At 66.4% G+C, this 21480-nt stretch carries 19 protein-coding genes; 8 read left to right on the plus strand and 11 right to left on the minus strand.

Annotation, left to right across the window (positions count from 1 at the left end):
- The first annotated feature begins 200 nt into the window (after positions 1-200).
- From U9J39_RS18155 to U9J39_RS18185, 7 genes are all read left to right on the plus strand, one after another.
- Entirely contained in the window at positions 201-1157 is a 957-nt protein-coding gene (locus tag U9J39_RS18155) for a Bug family tripartite tricarboxylate transporter substrate binding protein (protein WP_326347695.1), read from the plus strand.
- A gap of 404 nt (positions 1158-1561) precedes the next feature.
- Positions 1562-2857: a hypothetical protein gene (locus U9J39_RS18160; protein ID WP_240987721.1), complete on the plus strand. Its 1296-nt coding sequence runs from the start codon at positions 1562-1564 to the stop codon at positions 2855-2857.
- Between the two features lie 73 nt (positions 2858-2930).
- On the plus strand, positions 2931-4517 hold the full coding sequence (ggt, locus tag U9J39_RS18165) for a gamma-glutamyltransferase (protein WP_326347696.1): 1587 nt from the start codon (positions 2931-2933) through the stop codon (positions 4515-4517).
- Between the two features lie 373 nt (positions 4518-4890).
- On the plus strand, positions 4891-5238 hold the full coding sequence (locus U9J39_RS18170) for a DUF2188 domain-containing protein (protein ID WP_326347697.1): 348 nt from the start codon (positions 4891-4893) through the stop codon (positions 5236-5238).
- Entirely contained in the window at positions 5213-7732 is a 2520-nt protein-coding gene (gene ligD, locus U9J39_RS18175; RefSeq protein ID WP_326347698.1) for a DNA ligase D, read from the plus strand. Before U9J39_RS18170 ends, ligD begins: the two co-directional genes overlap by 26 nt.
- Before the next feature lie 30 nt (positions 7733-7762).
- Positions 7763-8656, plus strand: a complete 894-nt coding sequence (gene ku, locus U9J39_RS18180; protein ID WP_115712069.1) for a non-homologous end joining protein Ku — start codon at positions 7763-7765, stop codon at positions 8654-8656.
- Entirely contained in the window at positions 8653-9474 is an 822-nt protein-coding gene (locus U9J39_RS18185) for a tetratricopeptide repeat protein (protein WP_115712067.1), read from the plus strand. The genes ku and U9J39_RS18185 overlap by 4 nt, the downstream gene beginning before the upstream one ends.
- A 62-nt stretch (positions 9475-9536) precedes the next feature.
- Here the strand turns inward: U9J39_RS18185 and flgL are convergent, their stop codons facing one another.
- The 11 genes from flgL to flgB all read right to left on the minus strand — a co-directional run bounded on the left by flgL (position 9537) and on the right by flgB (position 20349).
- Positions 9537-10766: a flagellar hook-associated protein FlgL gene (gene flgL, locus U9J39_RS18190; protein WP_326347699.1), complete on the minus strand. Its 1230-nt coding sequence runs from the start codon at positions 10764-10766 to the stop codon at positions 9537-9539.
- A 36-nt stretch (positions 10767-10802) separates the two neighbouring features.
- Positions 10803-12722, minus strand: coding sequence for a flagellar hook-associated protein FlgK (flgK, locus tag U9J39_RS18195; protein ID WP_326347700.1), 1920 nt, complete (start codon positions 12720-12722; stop codon positions 10803-10805).
- 235 nt (positions 12723-12957) lie between these two features.
- Positions 12958-14016 carry a flagellar assembly peptidoglycan hydrolase FlgJ gene (flgJ, locus tag U9J39_RS18200; protein WP_115682275.1) on the minus strand — a complete coding sequence of 353 codons (1059 nt, stop codon included), beginning with the start codon at positions 14014-14016 and terminating at the stop codon, positions 12958-12960.
- Positions 14017-14018: 2 nt separating this feature from the next.
- On the minus strand, positions 14019-15164 hold the full coding sequence (locus U9J39_RS18205; protein WP_269462432.1) for a flagellar basal body P-ring protein FlgI: 1146 nt from the start codon (positions 15162-15164) through the stop codon (positions 14019-14021).
- Between the two features lie 7 nt (positions 15165-15171).
- Complete coding sequence (gene flgH / locus U9J39_RS18210; RefSeq protein ID WP_326347701.1) at positions 15172-15870, minus strand: flagellar basal body L-ring protein FlgH; 699 nt, start codon at positions 15868-15870, stop codon at positions 15172-15174.
- 11 nt (positions 15871-15881) lie between these two features.
- Positions 15882-16667 (minus strand): flagellar basal-body rod protein FlgG, encoded by a 786-nt coding sequence (gene flgG / locus U9J39_RS18215; RefSeq protein ID WP_012355134.1) that lies wholly within the window; start codon positions 16665-16667, stop codon positions 15882-15884.
- A 61-nt stretch (positions 16668-16728) separates the two neighbouring features.
- Positions 16729-17472 (minus strand): flagellar basal body rod protein FlgF, encoded by a 744-nt coding sequence (locus tag U9J39_RS18220; RefSeq protein ID WP_326347702.1) that lies wholly within the window; start codon positions 17470-17472, stop codon positions 16729-16731.
- A gap of 26 nt (positions 17473-17498) precedes the next feature.
- A complete protein-coding gene (flgE, locus tag U9J39_RS18225; RefSeq protein WP_326347703.1) occupies positions 17499-18725 on the minus strand; it encodes a flagellar hook protein FlgE in 1227 nt (408 codons plus the stop codon).
- Positions 18726-18794: 69 nt separating this feature from the next.
- Complete coding sequence (flgD, locus tag U9J39_RS18230; RefSeq protein ID WP_116313366.1) at positions 18795-19460, minus strand: flagellar hook assembly protein FlgD; 666 nt, start codon at positions 19458-19460, stop codon at positions 18795-18797.
- Positions 19461-19518: 58 nt separating this feature from the next.
- Positions 19519-19926 (minus strand): flagellar basal body rod protein FlgC, encoded by a 408-nt coding sequence (flgC, locus tag U9J39_RS18235; protein ID WP_115699518.1) that lies wholly within the window; start codon positions 19924-19926, stop codon positions 19519-19521.
- 15 nt (positions 19927-19941) lie between these two features.
- Positions 19942-20349: a flagellar basal body rod protein FlgB gene (gene flgB, locus U9J39_RS18240; RefSeq protein ID WP_112774630.1), complete on the minus strand. Its 408-nt coding sequence runs from the start codon at positions 20347-20349 to the stop codon at positions 19942-19944.
- Positions 20350-20581: 232 nt separating this feature from the next.
- Here flgB and flgA point away from each other — a divergent pair, with 232 nt between their 5' ends.
- Positions 20582-21379, plus strand: coding sequence for a flagellar basal body P-ring formation chaperone FlgA (gene flgA / locus U9J39_RS18245; protein WP_326347704.1), 798 nt, complete (start codon positions 20582-20584; stop codon positions 21377-21379).
- Positions 21380-21480: the final 101 nt, after the last annotated feature.

The following is a 21480-nucleotide window of genomic DNA, read 5'->3' on the forward strand; positions in this document are numbered from 1 at the left end:
CCTTTTGACGGGGGAGAACGCGCCGCTTTTGCGACGGGCAAAACCTACCATGGATCGGACCCATAGTCATGGCAGCGCACCAGCCGCTTCGACCGGCGTATCCGTAGCGATCTGCCGAGCGGGTGCCACCGCAAGGCCACCGAGCGTTGCCTGAAACAATAAGAATTACCAGGCTTACCCACCCATGGAGGACGACAATCATGATCCGATCGATCACCCTAGCCACCTTGCTTTCGCTGTCTGCCGGCGTATCGCTCGCCCAGCAGAACCCAACGCCGGTGCGCCTTCTGGTCGGCTTCTCGGCAGGAGGCGCCATCGACTCCGTCGGCCGTGCGCTCGCCGAAAGTCTCCGCGTGACACTGAAGCAGCCGGTCATCGTAGAAAACAAGCCAGGCGCCAACCAGCGCCTGGCACTTGCCGAACTCAAGCGCTCGCCGCCCGATGGCCAGACCCTGGTGCTCGCAAACAGCGCACCGTTCACGATCTTTCCGCACGCCTTCAAGAAGCTCGAATTCGATGCGGTGAAGGACTTCACACCGGTTGGACGGGTGACGACGTACGAACTGTGCGTCGCGGCAGGACCGAAGGCGCCTCCCGGCGGGATCAAGGAAGTCCTGGTGTGGGCGAAAGCTCATCCATCCGAGGCTTCCTATGGCACGTCCGGGCCGGGCAACATCAGCCACTTCCTTGGCGGGATGATCGGCACCGCTAACGGGATGCAGCTTCAGCACGTGCCTTACAAAGGCGGCGCCCCCGCGCTTGTGGACCTGGCCGGGGGACAGATTCCCATGATCATCGATACGATCTATGAACCGATGGAAATGTCCAAGTCCGGCAAGGTACGGATCCTCGCCACAACCGGTGAGAGCCGCAGCCCTTTTCTTCCCAACGTCCCAACGCTACGTGAAGCGGGTATCAATGTCGCCGCTGATGCGTACGTGGCACTGTATGCGCCGGCTGGCCTGCCGGCCGACAAGGTAAAGCGTCTGAACAAGGCACTTGAGGAGGCGATGCGGTCGCATGAGTTGCAAGCGCGTATCAAGCAGTTCGCCATGTCGCCAGCGTTTTCCACGCCGTCGGAACTCGCCAGACTGCAGGCCACTACCGCGGCGAGCTGGGAAGGCCCGATCAAGGCCAGCGGGTTCTCGGCTGATTAGTTTCCGGACCCGTGGCCGTCCAGGAATGTCCGAATGCGGCAGGCATTCGCCAGCGCCTTCGCCCGAGCCCGCGCAGGCTCGGGCTTGTTGCGAACGGCTGTCCCGATTCGGGATGTCGTTGCATTTTCTACCGCCACTTCGCGGCACGTTTGCGCCCGGCGCCAGCTAGCATTCACTTGAGTGAGCCGACCGTGCTCGATCGCATCGGCAACGCGACTTGCGAACGGAAAACCGATGGCTTTTCCGCGCAACATTCATTAGCACATCCAATATAACGACACCGGAGACATGCCTCTTCCCGATCCCCCTCCCTACGCCAATTCAATGGCATTCCGGCAGACGCTGCCGGCGCATGAAGGGCCAGACGTGCCCTTTGCATCCTGAACTCTTCCGAAATCGATGTGATGGAATTCAGAACAACCACCGGCCAGCTCACCACTGGTCGCGGATGGACACGCCACGACACGCTGTGGGTGTTGGGCATCTACGGCAACGCGGTAGGAGGTGGCACGCTGTTCTGGCCCGTCAGCCTAGGGATGACAGGTTTTTGGCCCATGATCATTCTGTCGGTCCTGGCACTGCCGGTCACCTTCTTCCCCTACCTTGCCTTGGGACGCTTCGTGCTGTCCGGCACGACACGCGGCGGACGCGACGGCAACATCCTGGACGCCACGCAGGAACATCTTGGGGACGGTTGGAGCAAGGCACTGACGGCCTTGTATTTTTCGGCGGTCTTCCCGGGCATGACAATCTACACGATCACGCTCACCAATACGATTATTGATTTCGCTTGTACGCAACTGCACCTCGGCGGCATGTCGCGCTGGTATGTCGCGCCCATCAGTACCTTCGTGCTGATGATGATGGTGCGCTACGGCACGACTACCGTGGTGAGGATTATGGGCTATATCGTCCTGCCCTTCATTCTCTGCCTAATCCTGTTCGGCATCATGGCTGCACCACACTGGAACGCCTCGATGCTGGAGACAGCAACCCACTTCGGCGGCGTGTCCGGATTGGCCACGGAAACATGGAAGGGACTGCCGCTCGTGGTTTTTGCCTTCAGCTTTACTTCCATCGTGTCCAGCTTTGTGGTCGCCCAGCGACGCACCTATGGTGTCGAGGCGCCGCACAAGGTCAAGCAGGTCATGCTGGTGGCAGTCATGCTTGCGGTGTCGACCGTGCTGTTCTTCTCGTGGAGCACCATCTTCGCCCTTTCCCCGGCAGAACTGTCCGAGGCGAAGGCGAGCAACCTCACCATCCTGTCGTTCCTCGCACGCAAGTTCGACACTCCGGCGATGGCCATAGCCTCGCAAGCCATCGTGTTCGCCGCAGTGATCAAGTCCTTTCTGGCTCACTATCTTGCAACGGAAGAAAGCGCAAAGAGCTTCAGCCGAAGCCTCTTTGGCACGTCCGAAGCTACGCTGCGCAGTCCGGCATTCACGCGCCTGATAGCGCTGTTCGTTTATGCCGTGACCACGGCATGCGCTATCGCCAACCTGGATGTGCTCAACCTGATCAAGGTCGCCCTGGTTCCCGTCAGCGTCTTCGTGGTGTATTTCCTGCCGCTTTATGCATTCCGCAAGGTCCCTTCCTTGCACCGCTATCAGGGGCGCCCGATGAACCTGCTGATCGCTGCGGTCGGCATCGTATGCCTGGTCAGCGGTATTGGAACGATGATCGCGAAGTTCAGCCATTGAACGTCAAGTTGGTGCCCCCGCCGCTGGGCTAGCCGGCATGCGGCACTCCGTGCTTTTCCAAAGGAAATCAGAAATGCGTGAATTTGAAGTTCCGGGCCGCTCGGTGGCTCTTGGCTCCCAGGGCATGGTGGCCACCTCCAATCCACAGGCCGCGCTTGCCGGCCTGGACGTGCTGCGCTCGGGCGGCAATGCCATCGATGCGGCCATTGCCATCGCTGCCATGCTTGCGGTCGTCGAGCCGACGCAGACTGGTATCGGTGGGGATTGCTTCGTACTGCTGAAGAAGCCGGGGCAGCCGCCCGTCGCCCTGAACGGCGCGGGCTGGGCGCCCAAGGCAATACGCGTCGAAGCGCTGCGAGACGCCGGCATGAGCGCCATCCCCGCGGAGAGCGTGCATGCCGTCACCGTTCCCGGGTCGATCCGCGCGTGGGAGCGGTTGCTGGCCGACTACGGCACCCGCAGCTTCGCGTCGCTGCTGCTACCGGCCATTGCCGCGGCCGAGTCCGGTTACAACGTGACGGAGCGTCTCGCGCGCGACTGGGGGCGACAGACGGCAAAGATGTCGGCCACCCCGGAAGCCAAGGCAGTGTTCCTGGCAGACGGCAGTGCACCGCGGGTCGGGGACCGGCGGTCCAACCCCCGACTTGGCAAGGCCTTGCGAGCGATTGCCGCTGAGGGTGCCGATGCATTCTACGAAGGCTGGATCGCCGAAGACATCGTTGCCGCATTGAGGAGCCGGGGCAGTGCCATGTCGCTCGACGATTTTGCCGACTACCAACCGGAGTATGTGACGCCCATCTCGGCGGAATACCGCGGATACCAACTGTGGGAATGCCCGCCGAGCGGCCAAGGCATCGTCGCGCTGCAAATTGCATCGATGCTCAACCAGTTCCCACTGCACGAACTAGACCCGTTGAGCGCGGAGCGTTTTCACTTGCAGGCAGAGGTGTCCCGCGTGGCCTATGCCCAGCGCGATGCAATGCTGTGCGACCCCGCGTTCCACCCCGTCGATATCGACCGCCTGCTGTCCGCCCAGCATATTGCCGGACTGCTGGCGCAAGTCAATCCTGACCGCCGGATCGGCGACCGCCTGCCCGCGGACATGCCGGAGCACAAGGACACGGTCTTCATCTCCGTTGCGGATGCCGACGGCACTTTGGTGGCATTCATCAACTCCCTGTTCGACGACTTCGGCAGCGGCCTGGTCGCCCCCGGGTCCGGTGTACTGCTGCACAACCGCGGATGCGGCTTCGTGCTCGAGCCAGGCCATCCCAACGTGATTGCCGGCCGCAAGCGTCCGATGCACACCATCATCCCGGCGTTGCTGACAAAGGACGATGAGGCGGTCCTCTCGTTCGGCTGTACCGGGGGCCACTTCCAGCCTGCCGGCCAACTCCAGGTGCTGTCTAACATCCTGGACTATGGCATGTCAGTTCAGCAGGCGATCGAGCATCCCCGCATGTTCGCCAGGGGCGATAGCCTCGAACTGGAACAAACCGTGCCCCCGTGGGTGTGGGAAGGCCTACGTCGCCGCGGTCACCGTCCCACCCGAACGGAAAATCCCCTCGGCACCTGCCATGCGATCTGGACCGATCGCCAGCGCGGCGTGCTGATGGGCGGCTCTGACGGCCGGCGCGACGGACTCGCGATCGGCTATTGAAGCGCTGGCCATCCCGCTTGCATGCTTGTCATAGCGGCACGGATTCCGCGCCAGAGAGAGACACCGCGCACAAGACCGCCCGTCACGCCCGACGACGCCGCGCTTTCGAACCTGGTCTGCGGCAGCGACGATCCGCCGTCCAGCAATGCATCGACTCCCCCCGACGACGACGGTCACCCCGCAGTCGTCGTCCATTTGGCGTCATTGTCGCCGTTGATCCGTATGTCCTTGCCGGGGATCTCATCCAGACCTGATTCACGCTTTTTTTGATGGGCTGGCGTATTGCTACGCATCTCGCGTCCTATGTTTGCTGCGTGCGATCAGCTTACGTCCGTCGGGGGACGACAAATCGCTATCGCAGCAATTCTGCCGGATGCTGTTCCCTATCGCGGTTGTCCACAGCGACTTCGACTATTTCACTAGGGCTGTCCGACGCAGACCTTATACAGCACGAAGAAGTCGCGAACTAGACTGCAGGCATGTAGCCGCAAAGGTGGCAATCCTGCCGAACATTCACGTGGTATCGAGCGGGAACAAAGCGAAAGTCGAAGTGAAGCGTGGCACACAAGCTTGGCCGACTTACGACAGCCAGGATGCAGCAATTGTTGCCGGGACAGCTCTGGCAAAGAAGCTCCCGAGCGAGCTGATAGTGCAGGGCTCGGACGGAGCAATTCGTATGCGAAACTCCTACGGAAATGACCCGAGAGACGTCAAAGGGTAAAAGCAGGCCCAAGCTGAGCAAGAGGCCAGTTCTCAAACCCTACGCGCAAAAAAGGGATTTCAGCATCACTCCAGAGCCGTCGGGACAAACGAGGTATCGCAGAAGTCCGCAGTGCCTGCGCTTTGTCGTGCAGAAGCACTGGGCCAGGCGCCTGCACTATGACTTCCGGCTCGAGCTCGGCGGCGTGCTGCTCAGCTGGGCCGTGCCCAAGGGACCGTGCTATGACCCGGCCGAGAAGCGCATCGCCGTCCATGTCGAAGATCACCCGCTCGACTATGCCGGGTTCGAAGGCGAGATCCCGCCGAACCAATATGGAGCCGGGTCCGTGATCGTCTGGGACCGCGGCACCTGGACGCCGGTGGGGGATCCGCATGACGGCATGGCCGCCGGCAAGCTGGTCTTTGACCTGCACGGCGAAAAGCTGACGGGACGCTGGGAACTGGTGCGCATCGCCAAACCGGGCGACAAGTCCGAGCAATGGATACTCTTCAAGAAGCGCGACGCCTGGGCACGTCCGCTGGCAGAGTTCGATGTCCTCGCCGCGCTGCCGGACAGCGTCATCGCCAGGCCGCTCGGTGCATTGCCCGAGGCCTCCGGCGTCGCGGACCAGGAGGATCCGGACCAGGCCATCCGGCGCGCGCCGCGCGCGCCATTGCCGGCGAAGCTGCGGCCCCAGCTTGCCACGCTCTCGCCCGCCCTCCCTTCCGGCGCCGGCTGGATCATCGAAACCAAGTTCGACGGGTACCGGATCCTGGCAAGGATCGACGATGCCCGGGCAACGCTGTTCACCCGCAACGGGCATGACTGGACGCGCAGGCTGAGCTCGCTGGCGGCGGAAATCGAGAAGCTCGATATCTCGCAGGGTTGGCTGGATGGCGAGATCGTGGTGCTGCGCGACGACATGCCGGATTTCAACGCCTTGCAGAACGCCATCGACGGGCATCGCCACGAGGCGATCGTCTACTTCGCCTTCGACCTGCCGTACTGGGAAGGCCGCGACCTGCGCGAGCTGCCGCTGGTGCAGCGCCGGGCGAAGCTGGCCGGGCTGGTTGCCGACCGCTCGGAGCGGGTGCGCTTCAGCGAAGCCTTCGACGCGCCGCCGGCGCAGATGTTTCAGGCGGCATGCCGGCTCGGCCTGGAGGGGCTGATCTTCAAGCGCGCCGATTCCCCCTATGTCTCGGCACGGACGCCGAGCTGGCTGAAGGCCAAATGCAAGCTGCGCCAGGAGTTCGTCATCGGCGGCTTCTCCGACCGCGAAGGCGCCTCTGCCGAGGTGGGCAGGCTGTATCTGGGCGTCTACGCGGATGGGGCGCTGGTTTATGCGGGCGGCGTCGGCACCGGCTGGGACAGTGCCACCGCCACGGATTTGCGCAAGCGCCTGGCGGCACTGGAAGTCAAGGACAGTCCTTTCTCGACGGAGGCCCGCGGCAGCGGGCGCTGGGGCGGCCGGCGGCCTGCCGTGGTGCGCTGGGTCAAACCAAAGCTGGTCGCGGAGGTCGAGTTCACCGAGTGGACACCGGACGGACAGGTTCGCCACGCGTCATTCAAAGGGCTGCGCACGGACCATGTCGTCAAGTCGATCCGGCGCGAAGCCGTGCAGACCGCGGTCACGCCGCATGGCGTTGCCGCCATCAAGGTCACCAATCCGGAACGGGTGATCGACCAGTCCAGAGGCATCACCAAGGTGGAACTGGTGCGCTACTACGAGAGCGTCGCCGCGGTGATGCTGCCGCACCTGGCGGACCGCCCGCTCTCGCTGGTGCGCGCGCCGGAGGGCATCGACTCGCCCACGTTCTTCCAGAAGCATGCCGAGACGGCAATGCCCGGCCTTACCGAGCAGCCGGCTTCGCTGTGGCCCGGCCACGCGGCGTTGCTGACCGCCGACTCGCCCGAAGCCATTGTCGCGGCGGCCCAGATGAACGTGGTGGAGTTCCACACCTGGAATTCCACCGCGCGCGATATCGATCATCCTGACCGGGTCATCTTCGACCTGGACCCCGGCGAAGGCGTGGCGTGGGAGACCATGCAGGAAGCCGCCATGCTGGTGCGCACGCTGCTGGACGAGCTGGGCCTGCAGTGCTGGCTCAAGACCAGCGGCGGCAAGGGCCTGCATGTGGTGGTGCCGCTGGCACCGCGGCGGACCTACGATGAAGTGAAGGCGTTTTCACATGCGGCCGTCAGGCACCTGGCCACCACGCTGCCGCAGCGCTTTACCGCCCGCTCCGGCGCCGCCAACCGCAAGGGCCGCATCTTCGTGGATTACCTGCGCAACGGCTTTTCGCAGACCACCGCCGCCGCGTTCTCGGCACGCGCGCGGCCTGGCCTGGGCGTGTCCATGCCGGTGTCGTGGGAACAACTTTCCAGGCTGAAAAGCGGCGCGCAATGGACCATCCGCGATGCGCGCGAGTACCTGAGCTTCCAGCTGGCGGACCCCTGGCAGTCTTACTGGGACACACGCCAGACTTTGACGGAGGCCATCGAACGCTTAAGCTGAATCCAGGCGCAACCCAATGTGGAGTATCCAATGGCTGCCCGATCGCTCGCTTCCCTGTCGCTGTCGTTTGGCCTGGTGTCGATCCCGGTCAAGCTCTATACCGCCACCGAAAGCAGTTCCGCCGTGCGCTTCAACCTGTTGAGCAAGGATGGCTCGCGCGTGAGGCAGCAGTACATTTCCGAACAGACCCAGAAGGTTGTCGAGCGTGCCGACATGATCAAGGGCTACGAGTTCGAGAAAGGCCGCTTTGTCACGTTCGCACCCGACGAGCTCAAGGCACTGGAAGAAAGCGCCAGCCATATGGTCGATATCGTCGCGTTCATACCCGAGCAAAGCGTCGATCCGCTCTACTACGACAAGGCGTATTTCATCGCCCCCGACAAGCGTGGCGGCAAGCCCTACAGCCTGCTGCGCGAGGCCATGTCGCGGACCGGCCGCTGCGCCATCGCCAAATGGGCCTCCAAGGGCAAGTCGCACGTGGTCCAGATCCGCCCGGTGGAAGGCGGGCTGGTGTTCCAGCAGCTGCTGTTCGCGGATGAAGTGCGCAACATCGCCGAACTGAATATCGAAGAGGTGGCGGTGTCCGAGGCCGAGCTCAAGCTGGCGATCCAGCTGATCGAGCAGGCCTCCGAGGAAGAATACGACCCCAGCCAGTACAAGGACGAGGAGAAGGCCAGGATCCTGGCCGCCATCGATGCAAAGATTGCCGGCAAGCATATCGTCGCGCCCGAGCCGGTGGAAGCCGGCGCCGGCGGACAGGTGATCGACCTGATGGACGCGCTGCGCGCCAGCCTGTCGAAGAAGGGCACCGCGCCCGCCAAGGGCAAGGCTGCCGCAGCCGCACCACCGGCCCGCAAGTCTGCCCGGCGCGGCGCGGCGGCCGAGCCCACGCCGATCCGACGCACCACCAAGAAATCAGCGTGAAGCGCAACGGCGGTCTCAGTACGCGTGACCTCGAGGCGCGCCTGGGCGTGTCCAGGCGGCTGATCGCCAGCCTGGTCGCGGCCGGGCTGGTGCAGCCCACGCGCGGCCCGCGCGGCGAACACGTCTTTTCCTTCCAGGACGCCGTGCTGATCCGCACCGCCGACTCCCTGCACCGGGCGCATATCGGGCCCGCGCGCATCCTGCGCGCCCTGCGCCATCTCGAGCGGCTCAGGCCGGACCGGCACCTGTCCGCGGTACGCATTTCGGCGTGCAGCGGCAAGGTGTCGGCCCGGGACCGCCACGGCGACTGGATTGTGGAAACGGGCCAGCGGCTGATGGACTTCGGCACACAGGACGACGCCGGTGTCCGCGTCATGGCCCTGACCAGGGAAGCCTCAGCCTACGCCGCTGCCGACGAAGCGCTTGCCGAGGGCCTCAGGCTGGAACCGACAGATGCCCGCGGCGCCGAAGCGGCTTACCGGCGCGCGGTGGTTCATTATCCGGCGATGCTGGAGGCCTATCTCAACCTCGGCTGCATGCTGGCCGATCAGGAACGGCTGGACGAAGCCATCCTGCTCTATGAATCCGCGCTGGCCGTGCTGCCGGAGGAGCCCGAGCTGCACTTCAACCTGGGCGTCGCGCTGGAGGATACCGGGGCGACACAGGCTGCCCTGGCTGCCTATGAGCGCAGCATCGAACTTGCCCCGGGCGATGCCGACGCGCACTACAACGCCGCGCGCCTGCATCAGGAGCTGGGGCACATCCAGAACGCGCTTCGGCATTTCAACCAGTATCGGAAGCTGGATCGCTCGAGGTGAGCGTGCGCTGAAGCGGTTTGCGGTGAGGGTCGCAAAAGGCCGTTAGTTACCGGCCCCTCCCCTTACAAATACTTGAACAGATTCATCCCCTGGATCTGCATGAACGACTGCTGCGCCCCCTGCAGCGCCATCTGCCGCTGGTAATACTCGGTAATCGCCTTGGCGTAATCCAGGTCCTGCAGCCCCGACAGCGTCTGCGAATACGTCAGGTCCCGGTTGGCACCCACGTCATCCAGCGCATCCAGCTCGTTCATGCGCGAGCCCACCGAAGCGCGCACGGTCAGCACGTTGTCGAGCGAGTTGGAGAACTGGCGCACGGCGGTCGACAGCACGTTGCCCAGGTGGGCGCGGTCGTTCTCGGAAGCGGCGGGCTGGCGCAGCGTGTCGATCACGGTCTGCAGGTTGGCGAACATGTCGGTGCCGGCCTCGCTGGCGGGCTGCATGGTCAGGGTGTCGCCGGCCTTGGGGGTGCCGGTGACGTTGAAGCTGAAGCCCGCGACTTCGATCTGCGCCGGCGAGGTGTAGGCCACCGGGCCGGTCACCACCGGTGCGGGGGTGGCGCCGGTCGAGGTGTCGGTAATGGTGTATTCGATCTGGCCGGTGGCGTTGGCCGTGAACGACATCTGCAGCGCATGGCCGAACAGCGGGTGGCTCGGGTCGGTGGTGGACACCGTGCCGAAGGTGGCGGTGCCGGTGTTGGCGGGGTCGCCCTTGACCACATAGCCGGCGCCGCCGGTCACGCTCATGAAGACTTCGCGGCCGGTGTTGCCGGCGGGCATCTGGCGCGCCACGTCGACCTGCAGCAGTTGCTGGCCGTTGTCGCCGATGTAGGTGCTGGCCCCCGCGCTCTGCGTGAACGGCGCGCTGCCCGAGCGGGTGCCGCCGAACAGGAACTGGCCGTTGCCGTCGTCGGAGTTGGCCAGGCTCAGCAGCTGGTTGTACAGGCCTTCCAGCGCGGTCGCGAGCGAGCCGCGGTCGGCATCGCTCATGGTGCCGTTGCCGGCCTGCACCAGCAGGGTCTGGATGTTCTGCGTGATGGTGGTGACGGACTGCAGCGCGTTCTCTTCCGCGGCCAGCGCGATATTGGCCTGGTTGCGGGAGGTGGCGTACTGGCCGTTGACGGCCTGTGCCTGGCTGACGCCGAGGGCGCGGGTGGCGCCGACAGGATCGTCCGACGGGGTCAGGATGGAGCGGCCGGTGCCGAGCTGCTGCTGGATGTGCATCAGCGCGCCCTGCTGGTAGTTCATCGAAGCCAGGCCTTGCTGGTACAGGGTGGAGCTTGCAACGCGCATATTGGGTTACCTCTTCTGACGCGGGGGGCGCGGCGCTTAGCGGCCGATGCCGATGATGGTGTCGAACAGCGTGCCGGCGGTCTGGATCACGCGCGCGTTGGCCTGGTACAGCTGCTGGAAGCGCAGCATCGACACGGTTTCCTCGTCCATGTTGACGCCCGACACCGATTGCTGCGCGGTCTTGATCTGCGTGGTGATGCTGTCCTGCGAGGTCGACGCGATCTTGACCGACTTGGCGCGCGTGCCGACATCGTTGACCAGCTGCGCGTAGGCTTCGCTGAAGCTGGACACGCCGCCGATGGTCTTGGCGTTCTGCAGCTTGGCCAGCACCAGCATGTTGCCGTTGTCCTTGACCGCGCCGGCATTGCTGCCCAGCGTAAAGCTGTCGCCCGCGGCGGGGGTGCCGCCGAAGCTGAAGGTCAGGCCGTTGAGGGTGAAGTCGGTATTGCTGCCGTTGGGCACGCCCACCGGCTGCGGCGCCATGGCCACGCCGCCGACCTTGAAGACGTAATTGGTGCCGTCGAACTCGGCGGTGATCTTGCCGGCCGGCAGCGAGAATCCGGGCGCGACCTTGCTCAGCGACGCCGTGGCGTTGCCCTTGTTGCCGGCAGTTGCCTCGATGTAGGCGGGCGATGCCGCGGCGATCTTGGCGGGATCGGTGATCGCCATGTCGAAGCCGGTGGCGGCATTGCGGGTGGGTTGCACCGTGAACGAATCGTTGGTGCCCATCGGCGCGTTGATCTCGACGGTAAAGCCGTCGGCGCTGAATTGCAGCGGGTAGGTGGCGCCGCCCGCGGGCACGGGCGTGACCACCTGCTGGTTGTCGGACAGGCGCGTCAGCGTGTAGTTGGTGCCGTCGAAGTGGAGCTTGTAGTCGCTGGTGGTCAGCGCCGACGCATTGTCGATGGTGGCGGTGGCGACGGTGGTCTTGACGGTGTTGTTGGCGTTGGGGATGGTGGTGGCGCCGCCAAGCCGGAACATGTCGGTGCCGGCGGCGCCGTTCAGGTCGATGCCGAGCTGGTGCTGCGCATTGAAGCTCGCGCCGATCGCCAGCGACAGGCGGCCGATCGCGCTTTGCGCCGGATCCAGCGTCTCCGTACGGAACTGCAGCAGGCCACCCAGCGAGCCGCCGGTGAGCGCGCCCGGCTCGCTCTCGATCACGGCGCCGGAGGGCAGCGTGTAGGCCACCACGGTGCGGTTGGGGTTGGCGGCCGAGGCCACGGCCTTCAGTTCATAGGCGTCGTTGCCCATCACCAGCGGCTGGCCGTTGCCGACGAAGACGTTGTAGGTGCCGCTGTCCTGCACCACCACCTTGGCGCCGACCAGCTTGGTCAGCTCGGCCACGGCCTGGTCTCGCTGGTCGAGCAGGTCGTTGGGCGGCTGGCCGCCCGAGGCCGCTTTCAGGCGCGTGATTTCCTGGTTCAGGTTGGCAATCTGCTTGGTGTACGCGTTGACCTGCGTGACCGCGGTGCCGACCTGTTCGTTGACGCCGGCCTGCAGCTGCTTGAAGTAGTTGCTGGCCGAGCGCACCTGTCCCACCAGCGCCTGGCCCGCCGACAGCATGCCCTGGCGCGCGGCCGGATCGGCCGGGGTATCGGCCACGGCCTGCACCGCGGCAAAGAACTTCTGCATCAGCGGCGCCAGGCCGCCCTTCTGGTCGGCGAGCAGGTTGTCGATCTGGCTGATCTGGTCCGAGTACATCGCCAGCGACGCGCTGGCCGAGGTGGCGCCGCGCAGCTGGCCGGTCAGGAACTCGTCATAGACGCGGATCACCGTGGTGGTGTTCGAGCCGAAGCCGTAGAAGCCCTGGCTGGTGTACTGGCCGCCGGCGGACGCGACGATGGTGTTCTGGCGCGAGTAGCCTTCGGTTGCCGAATTGGCAAAGTTGTGGCCCGTCGTCGTCAGCGCGTTCTGCGCGGTGTTCAGGCCGGAGAGGCCAATACTGAAGAGAGACATGGTGCTCTGGTCCGGGATTGGTGGGACTGCCGCGGTGAGGGGCGGCGGGGTGGTATGTGGACGTTATCGGCTGTTGGGGGGTGGGACTTTAGGCTGGGAATGAATCGGAACGCACTGCCGCTTGCGGTGCGGCGGCTTTCTCCCCTCTCCCGCTTGCGGGAGAGGGAGTACACAAGCGGGAATTTGAAACGCCGAGGCAATGATGCGGCCGGCGGCTACAAGCAAAGCTTTGACCCTAAGCCGCCACCTTCTTCATGATCTTCACCAGCTTGTGCCCGTACGCCGGATCCGTGGCATACCCCGCCCTCTGCAAGCCATGCGCCGCGTCCTCGGCGCTGGCCGCGCTGACCACGCCCGCGTAGCGCGGGTTGCTGGTCAGCAGGCGCGCGTAGTCGGCGCAAGCCTCGTCGTAGGACCCATAGGCGCGGAACTTCGCCCGCACCTTCTGCGGCTGGCCGTCGATGTATTCGGTGGTGGTGATTTCCGCGACGCGGCCCTTCCAGCTGGGGCCGGCCTTGATGCCGAAGACGTTGAACGTGGTCGAGCCATCGGCGTGCGTGATTTCGCGCTGGCCCCAGCCGGATTCCAGCGCGGCCTGGCCGACGATCAGCCGTGCCGGCACGCCGCTGGCGCGGGCAGCAGCTTCGGCGGGGCCGGCCATGCGGGCGACGAAGGCGCTGACGTGCGCGGGCGCATCGTCGGGCAGCCGGCCGAGCCGGTCTTCGCCCTGGCCGTGGTCCCCGTAGGACTGCGGCTGGTACTGGCGCAGGCCCGCGGTGGGATTCCATTGCTGGCCCGCGACGATGGTGCCGATGGCGGGCAGGTCGGCCTGCTCGCCGGCATCGGCGGGCATGGCGCCGGCGCCGCGGCTGTCGAGCAGCCTGGCCAGCTCGGCATCGGCGGCCTTGCCGGCCTCGGCCGGCGTCAGCGCGTTCATGCCGGCGGGCATCGCGGTGCCGGTGGCGCGCGCCAGCTGGCGCACCATCACGTCGGCCAGGCCGATGCCGCGCGACGACATCTGCTGCGCCAGCTGCTGGTCCATCATCGACAGGTAGAGCTTGCTCTGCTCGTTGTCGAACAGGCCGTCCTGCGGCGTGGCGTCGCGCATGCTCTTGAGCACCATCTGCGTGAACACCGCCTCGAACTGCTTGGCGACGGCCTGCAGCGTATTGGCGTCGGCGCCGCCGCGCGCGCTGTGCTTGAGCGCCTCGAAGCCCTGCGTGTCCAGCGCGAAGCGCTGGGTCAGGTCGGCGCCGGTCGCAGGCATCGCGCCACCGTTGATGCCGCTGTTCATGGTCAGATCACTTCCAGCTCGGCGCGCAGCGCACCGGCCGCGCGCATCGCTTCCAGGATGGTCTGCAGGTCGGCGGGGGTCGCGCCCAGCGCGTTCAGCCCCTTGACCACGGCGGCCAGCGAGGCGCCCGCCTTGACGATCTGCAGCGAGCCGCCCTGCTGCCTCATGTCGATCTGCGACACTGGCGCCACCACGGTCTGCCCCTCGCTGAACGGCGCGGGCTGGCTGATCACCGGCTGCGTGTTGATGACCACCGACAGGTTGCCGTGCGCCACCGCGCAGTCTTCCACCGTCACCGCCTGGTTCATCACGATGGAGCCGGTGCGGGCGTTCAGGATCACCTTGGCCGCGGCCTTCGCCGGCGTCACGTCGAGATTCTCGATGCGGGCCAGGAAGCCCACGCGCGCCGCCGGCGACACCGGCGCGCGCACCTGCACCACGCGCCCGTCCAGCGCCGCGGCCACGCCGCCGCCCATGTTGCGGTTGATGGCTTCGACCACGCGCTCGGCGGTGCTGAAATCCGTGTCCTTCAGTTCCAGGTTGAGCACGCCGCCATCGGGCTGGAACGGCGCGACCGCGCGTTCGACGATGGCGCCGTTGGCGATGCGGCCCACCGCCAGCTGGTTGATCTGCACCTTGCTGCCGTTGGCCGACGCGCCGGCGCCGCCCACCAGCATGTTGCCCTGGGCGATGGCGTAGACCTGGCCGTCGGCCCCCTTGAGCGGCGTCATCAGCAGCGTGCCGCCGCGCAGGCTCTTGGCATTGCCCATCGACGACACCACCACGTCGAGCTGGCTGCCAGGCTGCGCGAACGCGGGCAGCGAGGCTGTGACCATCACCGCCGCCACGTTCTTGAGCTGCATGTTCTTGCCGGCCGGCAGCGTGATCCCCAGCTGCGAGAGCATGTTGGTCAGGCTCTGCGTGGTGAACGGCGTCTGCATGGTCTGGTCGCCGGTGTTGTCCAGCCCCACCACCAGGCCGTAGCCGACCAGCGGGTTGTCGCGCACGCCCTGGAAGGTGGCCAGGTTCTTCAGGCGCTCGGCCTTGGCACTGGTGGCAAAGGCGCCAAAGGCCACGCCCAGCGCCAGGCTGACCATGGTCAGCCGCAGCAGGCGGGACAGGAAACGAGCGAGCATCTGGGCAGACATGGCGCGGTCAGAACGGAGAAACATTGAGGAAGAAGCGCTGCAGCCAGCCCATGTTCTGCGCTTCGTCGATCACCCCCTTGGCGGTGTATTCGATGCGCGCATCGGCGACCTGCGTCGACAGCACGGCGTTGTCGCCGGTGATGGTGCGGGGATTGACCACGCCCGAGAAACGGATGAACTCGGCGCCCTGGTTGATGGCCATCTGCTTTTCGCCGGAGACCACCAGGTTGCCGTTGGCCAGCACTTCCAGCACGGTCACGGTGATGGTGCCGTTGAAGGTGTTGGCCGCGCTGGCGCCACCGCTGGCCTTCATGGTGTTGGCGCCGTTGATGTTGGCGTTCTGGCTGGTGCCGAACAGGCCGCCCAGCGCGCGCGGCACGGACTCGAACGCCAGCGCGGCGTTGCCGGTGCGGCTGGTGTTGGTGCCGGAGTTCTTGCTGGCGTTGACGTTCTCGGTGATGAGGATGGTCAGGATGTCGCCCACGTTGCGCGGGCGGCGGTCCTCGAACAGCGGTATGCCGGCGTACGACGACTGGTAGATCGAGCCGGAAGCCGGGCCGATCGGGCGCGGCTCGGCGCGCGCCGTGGTCGGCATCTGCACCAGCGGCTCGCGCGGCATCAGCGCGCAGCCGCTGGCGGCCAGCATTGCCACGCCGGCCAGGCAAACCAGCGCACGCGCGCCCAGGCGGGAAAGCAAGGTGGCCATGTTCACACCAGTCAACCCAGTTGCGCCAGGCGCTGCAGCATCTGGTCGGAGGCCTGCACCGCCTTGCTGTTGATCTCGTACGCGCGCTGGGTCTGGATCATGCTGACCAGTTCCTCGACCACGTTGACGTTGGACGCCTCGACATAGTTCTGCTGCACCACGCCCGCGCCGTTCAGGCCCGGCACGGTGGTGTTGGGCGCGCCCGAGGCATCGGTCTGCACGTAGAGGTTCTCGCCCATGCTTTCCAGGCCGGCCGGGTTCATGAAGGTGGCCAGCTGCAGCTGCCCCACCTGCACGTTGGCGCTGGAGCCCGGCTGCGTCACCGACACCGTGCCGTCGCGGCCGATGGTCATCGACAGCGTGTTGGCCGGGATGGTGATGGCGGGCTGGATCACGAAGCCGCTGGACGTGACCAGCTGGCCGTTCTGGTCCACCTGGAACGAGCCGTCGCGGGTATAGGCGGTGGTGCCGTCGGGCAGCGCCACCTGGAAAAAGCCCTGGCCCAGGATGGCCACGTCCTTGGCATTGCCGGTCTGCTGCGGATTGCCCTGGGTGTGGATGCGCTCGGTCGCCACCGGGCGCACGCCGGTGCCCAGCTGCATGCCCGAGGGCAGCGTGGTCTGGTCCGACGACAGCGCACCGGGCTGGCGGATGGTCTGGTACATCAGTTCCTCGAACACCGCGCGGCCGCGCTTGAAGCCGTTGGTCGACACGTTGGCCAGGTTGTTCGAGATCACGTCCATCTGCGTCTGCTGCGCATCGAGGCCGGTCTTGGCAATCCAGAGAGAGCGGATCATGTGGGTCCTTGGTGGGTGCTGTGGGCCGGCACGACAACGCCGTGCCGGCCGGTCATTCGGTTCAGTTGGTCGAGAGCAGCTGGTTGGCGCGCTGCTCGTTGCCGTCGGCGCCCTGGATCATCTTCATCTGCATCTCGAAGCGGCGCGCATTGGCGATCATCTCGACCATGGCTTCGGTCGGGTTGACGTTGCTGCCTTCGAGCGCGCCCGAGATCACGCGCACGGTGGGATCGGCCTCGAGCGGCTGCGCGCCGGGGCGCAGGCGGAACAGGCCGTCATCGCCGCGGGCGATGGCGTCGTTGGGCGAGTTGACCACGCGCAGCCGGCCCACCTGCGCCAGCCCGGCCGAGGCCTCGCCCGGGCCGCGCGCGGTGATGGTGCCGTCGGTGCCGATGGTCACCTGCGAGCCCGGCGGCACCGCCAGCGGACCGCCGTCGCCCATCACCGGCAGGCCGGAGAGGGTCTGCACCTGGCCGTCCTGCGCCACCTGCAGCGCGCCGGCGCGGGTATAGGCCTCGCTGCCGTCCGGCGCCTGCACCACCAGCCAGCCGTTGCCCTGCAGCGCCACGTCGAGCGCGCGGCCGGTGTAGGTCAGCGGCCCGGCGCGCATGTCGGCACCCGGCGTGGACGCCAGCGTGAAGGCGCGCGTGCCGGCCTCCGCCCCGACCACCGGCACCGCGCGGTACAGGTTGACCTGGGCGCGGAACGCCGGCGTCGAGACGTTGGCGAGGTTGTTCGATACCGCCGCTTGCTGGTCGAGTATCTGCTTGGCGCCCGACAGGGCGGTGTAGATCATGCGGTCCATGGCGGCGGCTCAGCTCAGCGTGGCGATCACAGGTTCACCAGGGTCTGCATGACCGTGTCCTGCGCCTTGATGGTCTGCGCGTTGGCCTGGTAGTTGCGCTGGGCCACGATCAGGTTGACCAGCTGGCCGGACAGGTCCACGTTGGAGGCTTCCACCGCGTTCGAGCGCAGCGTGCCCAGGCTGCCGCCGGCCACGCCGAGCAGCGGCTGGCCGGACGAGCCGGTGGCGGACCACACGTTGTCGCCCTCGGGCTTCAGGCCTTCGACGTTGCCGAACGCGGCCATCACGATCTGGCCCAGCGGCTTGGTCTGCTCGTTGGAATAGTTGCCGGTGATGGTGCCGTCGCCGTTGACCGAGAAGCCCAGCAGGCTGCCCGAGGTATAGCCGTTCTGGCTCAGCTGCTTGACGTCGTTGTCGGCGCCGAACTGGGTGGTGCCGGTCAGGTCCAGGCGCATGGCCATGGCCTGGGCACCGTTGGCCGCCGGCTGGGTCAGCGTGACCGCGCCCGCGCCCGGCGCCTGCAGCGCGCCGGCGTTGTCGAACGACAGCGTGACCGGCGCGCCGCCGACGGTGTTGCCGTTGACGTCGGTCACGTACATCTGCCAGTCGGTGCCGCCCGGCACGGTGGGCGCAGCGCCCGACTTGGCGAAGTACGCCATCAGCTGCTGCTTGTTGCCCAGCGAGTCATAGACGTTGATCGCCGTGCTGTAGTTGAACATGTTGCTGGTCGGCGACACGCCGGGCGCGCTGGCAAACGCCTGCGTCGGCACGGTGGCGCGCGAATCGAGCTGGAACTTGGCGGTGATGCTGCTGGTGGCGCGCGGCTCCATCTGCGCGTTGCTGATCACCAGCGGCTGCGGCTGCACGCCGGCGCCGCCGGCCACGCCGGCCGGATAGCCCGTCACCTGCAAGCCCTGCATATTGGTGATGCGGCCGTCTTCCTGGCGCTGGAACTGGCCGTTGCGCGAGTAGTAGACCGCGCCTTCCGGGCTGGTCATGCGGAAGAAGCCGTTGCCGTTGGTGATGGCCACGTCCAGGGACCGGCCCGAGGCCTCGATATTGCCCTGGTTGAACGACTGCACCACCGAGTTCACGCGCACGCCCAGGCCGATCTTGGTACCCGCGTAGACGTCGGCGAACTGCGCGGCCGATTGCTTGTAGCCAACCGTGTTGGCGTTGGCGATGTTGTTGCCGATCACGTCCAGGTTGGACGCGGCGGCGTTCAGGCCGCTTACCCCTTGACCGAAACCCATGATTGCTTCCTTTTATCTAGGCTGTGGTTGAAGCCGGCCTGGCGCCCGCGCGCTGCCGGCACCTGCGTATTAGAGAATGCGGCGCACGTCGTCGACGTTGGCGGTCTGGCCGTCGCCCAGGTCCACCAGCACGCCGCTGGCGTCGCCGCTGATGCTCTCGACCTTGCCGTACACCAGCGCCACCGGCTTCACCGAGGTGCCGTTGGCGGTGGCGCTCACCTTGAAGGTGTAGTCGCCGTCGGCCACCGCCACGCCGGCGTTGTTCTTGCCGTCCCACGCGATGTTGTGCACGCCCGCGGTCTGGCCCTTCATGTCGATGGTGCGCACCACGTTGCCGTCCTTGTCGAGCACGTCGACGGTGACCGCGTCCGCGGTCGACGGCAGGTCCACGCCGATCTTGCCCGGCACGCCGCCTTCCACCGAGACCTGCTTGCCCGGCACCATCACGGTACGGCCGATCAGCGCCGCGGAATCCATGGCGCGGCTGGCGCTGACCTGCCCCAGCAGCTGCGACAGCGTCGCGTTCATGGTCTGCATGCCGCTGACCGTGCTGATCTGCGCCAGCTGCGAGGTCAGCTGCGCGTTGTCCATCGGGTTGAGCGGATCCTGGTTGTTCATCTGCGTGACGAGCATGGTCAGGAAGTTGTTCTGCAGCTCGGACGCGCTGGCGCTGCCGCTCTTGAGCGCGTCGTTGATGCCTTGCGTGTTGCTGCCTACCGGCGGGGTGGTGGTCATGTCAGTTGCTTGTGTGCGAGGTGCGGATGGAGCCGTTGCCGTGATGGGCCGGCGCGTGTCACTGGCCGATCGTCAGCGTCTTGAGCATCATGTTCTTGGCGGTGTTGAGCACCTCCACGTTGGCCTGGTAGGAGCGCGAGGCCGAGATCATGTTGACCATCTCCTCCACCGGGTTGACGTTGGGCATCACCACATAGCCCTGCGCATTGGCCATCGGATGGGTGGGGTTGTGCACCATGCGCGGGGGCGACGGGTCCTCGCTCACGCCCTGCACCTGCACGCCGCCGATATCGGTCTGTCCCGGCGTGGGCGCCATGCCGAACACCACCTGCTTGGCGCGGTAGGCCTGGCCGTTGGGGCTGACCACGCTGTCGGCGTTGGCCAGGTTGGACGCGGTCACGTTCATGCGCTGCGACTGCGCGGCCATGGCCGAGCCCGCGACGTCGAAGATGTTCATTGCCGGCATGGGTTCGCTCCTGCGTTACTGCTGGATTGCCGCCAGCATGGTCTTGATCCTGGAATTCATCACCGTCAGGCCGGACTCGAAGTGCACGGCGTTGTCGGCAAAGGCCACGCGTTCGGTGTCCATTTCCACGGTGTTGCCGTCCACGCTGGACTGCAGCGGGATGCGGTAGGCCAGGTCGAATTCCTCGCGCCCGGGCGCCTGCGCGGGCAGGTGGCGCACCGACGTGGTCGACAGCGACATGCCCTCGTTGCGGTGGCCGCGCTCCACGGTCTGCGCCAGCGTGCTGGAGAAATCAAAGTCGCGCGCCTTGTAGCCGGGCGTGTCCGCGTGCGCGATGTTCGAGGCAATCACCGACTGCCGCTGGTTGCGCAGGCTCAGCGCTTCCTGCTGGAAGCGTAGCGCCGCGTCGAGTCTGTCAATCATCTGCATCTCCCTGCTGACAAGGCGCCCCCATAAGCGGGGCGAACCGGGGTTCTTCAGGGTTGGCATCTTAGGCGGGGACCTGTCACGCCAATCGGATGAATAAGGACGGGAAATCCGCGCATTTCGGCCCGCCCGCGCGCGAGGCGCTGCCTACAATGGGCCCCGATGACAGATGTATACGGCGCGCGCAGCCAGTCACGGGGCCGTGCGCCGTCCTTGCCGGGAAGTCCAGATGAAACAGCATTGCCGCAACGCGCGCCGCCTGGCGCAAGCGCCGCTGGGCGCTTACCTGCTTGGCGCCTGCCTGCTTGGCCCTGGCGCCGCGGGCGCCGCGCCGGCGCAGATCACGCCGGTCGCCATGCAGGCGCCGGCCGCGCATGGTCCCGGCAGCCCCGCCTCCGCCGCGGGCAGCCCCTTCACGGAAGACCCCGCACGCGTGGCCGTCGAGCGCTTCCTGCAGCAGCAGGCCGCCGGCCTGCCGGGCAAGGTGAGCGTGCAGGTGGCGCCGCCGTCAGGCGGGCGCGCGCCCGAATGCATCGCGCCCGACCCGTTCCTGCCCGCCGGCGCTTCCCCGTGGGGACGCGTCTCGGTAGGCGTGCGCTGCGGCGGCGAGCGGCCCTGGGTGCGCTACATGCAGGCGCGCGTCTCCGTGCTGACCGACTATTACGTGGCCGCGCGCGCGCTGGGCCCGGGCGAGCCGGTCGGCCAGGCCGATGTGGAAATCCGCCAGGGCGACCTGGGCGCGCTGCCGCGCGCGGTGATCACCGATCCGGCGCAGCTTGCGGGGGCCGTCACCGCCAACCGCATCGCCGCCGGCTCGCCGCTGCGCACCGACCTGCTGCGCAAGGCCATCGCCGTGCGCCAGGGCCAGACCGTCACCGTGGCGGTCGAGGGCGACGCCTTCCAGATCACCAGCGAAGGCAAGGTGCTGGCCGACGCCGCCACCGGCAATACCGTGCAGGTACGGCTGCGCAACGGCCAGGTGGTCAATGGCCTGGTGCGCAGCGGCGACACCGTGGTGCTGCAATGACGGTGCGCCAGGTGCTGTAATCGTGGCTGAATTGACTGGAATCCCGGGGCAGGCGGCGTGCGAAAATGCCGCCGCAGCCGCCGTGCAGCGAATCCGGGCCA

Source organism: Cupriavidus sp. SS-3, assembly GCF_035818815.1.
GTDB classification, from domain to species: Bacteria; Pseudomonadota; Gammaproteobacteria; order Burkholderiales; family Burkholderiaceae; genus Cupriavidus; species Cupriavidus taiwanensis_C.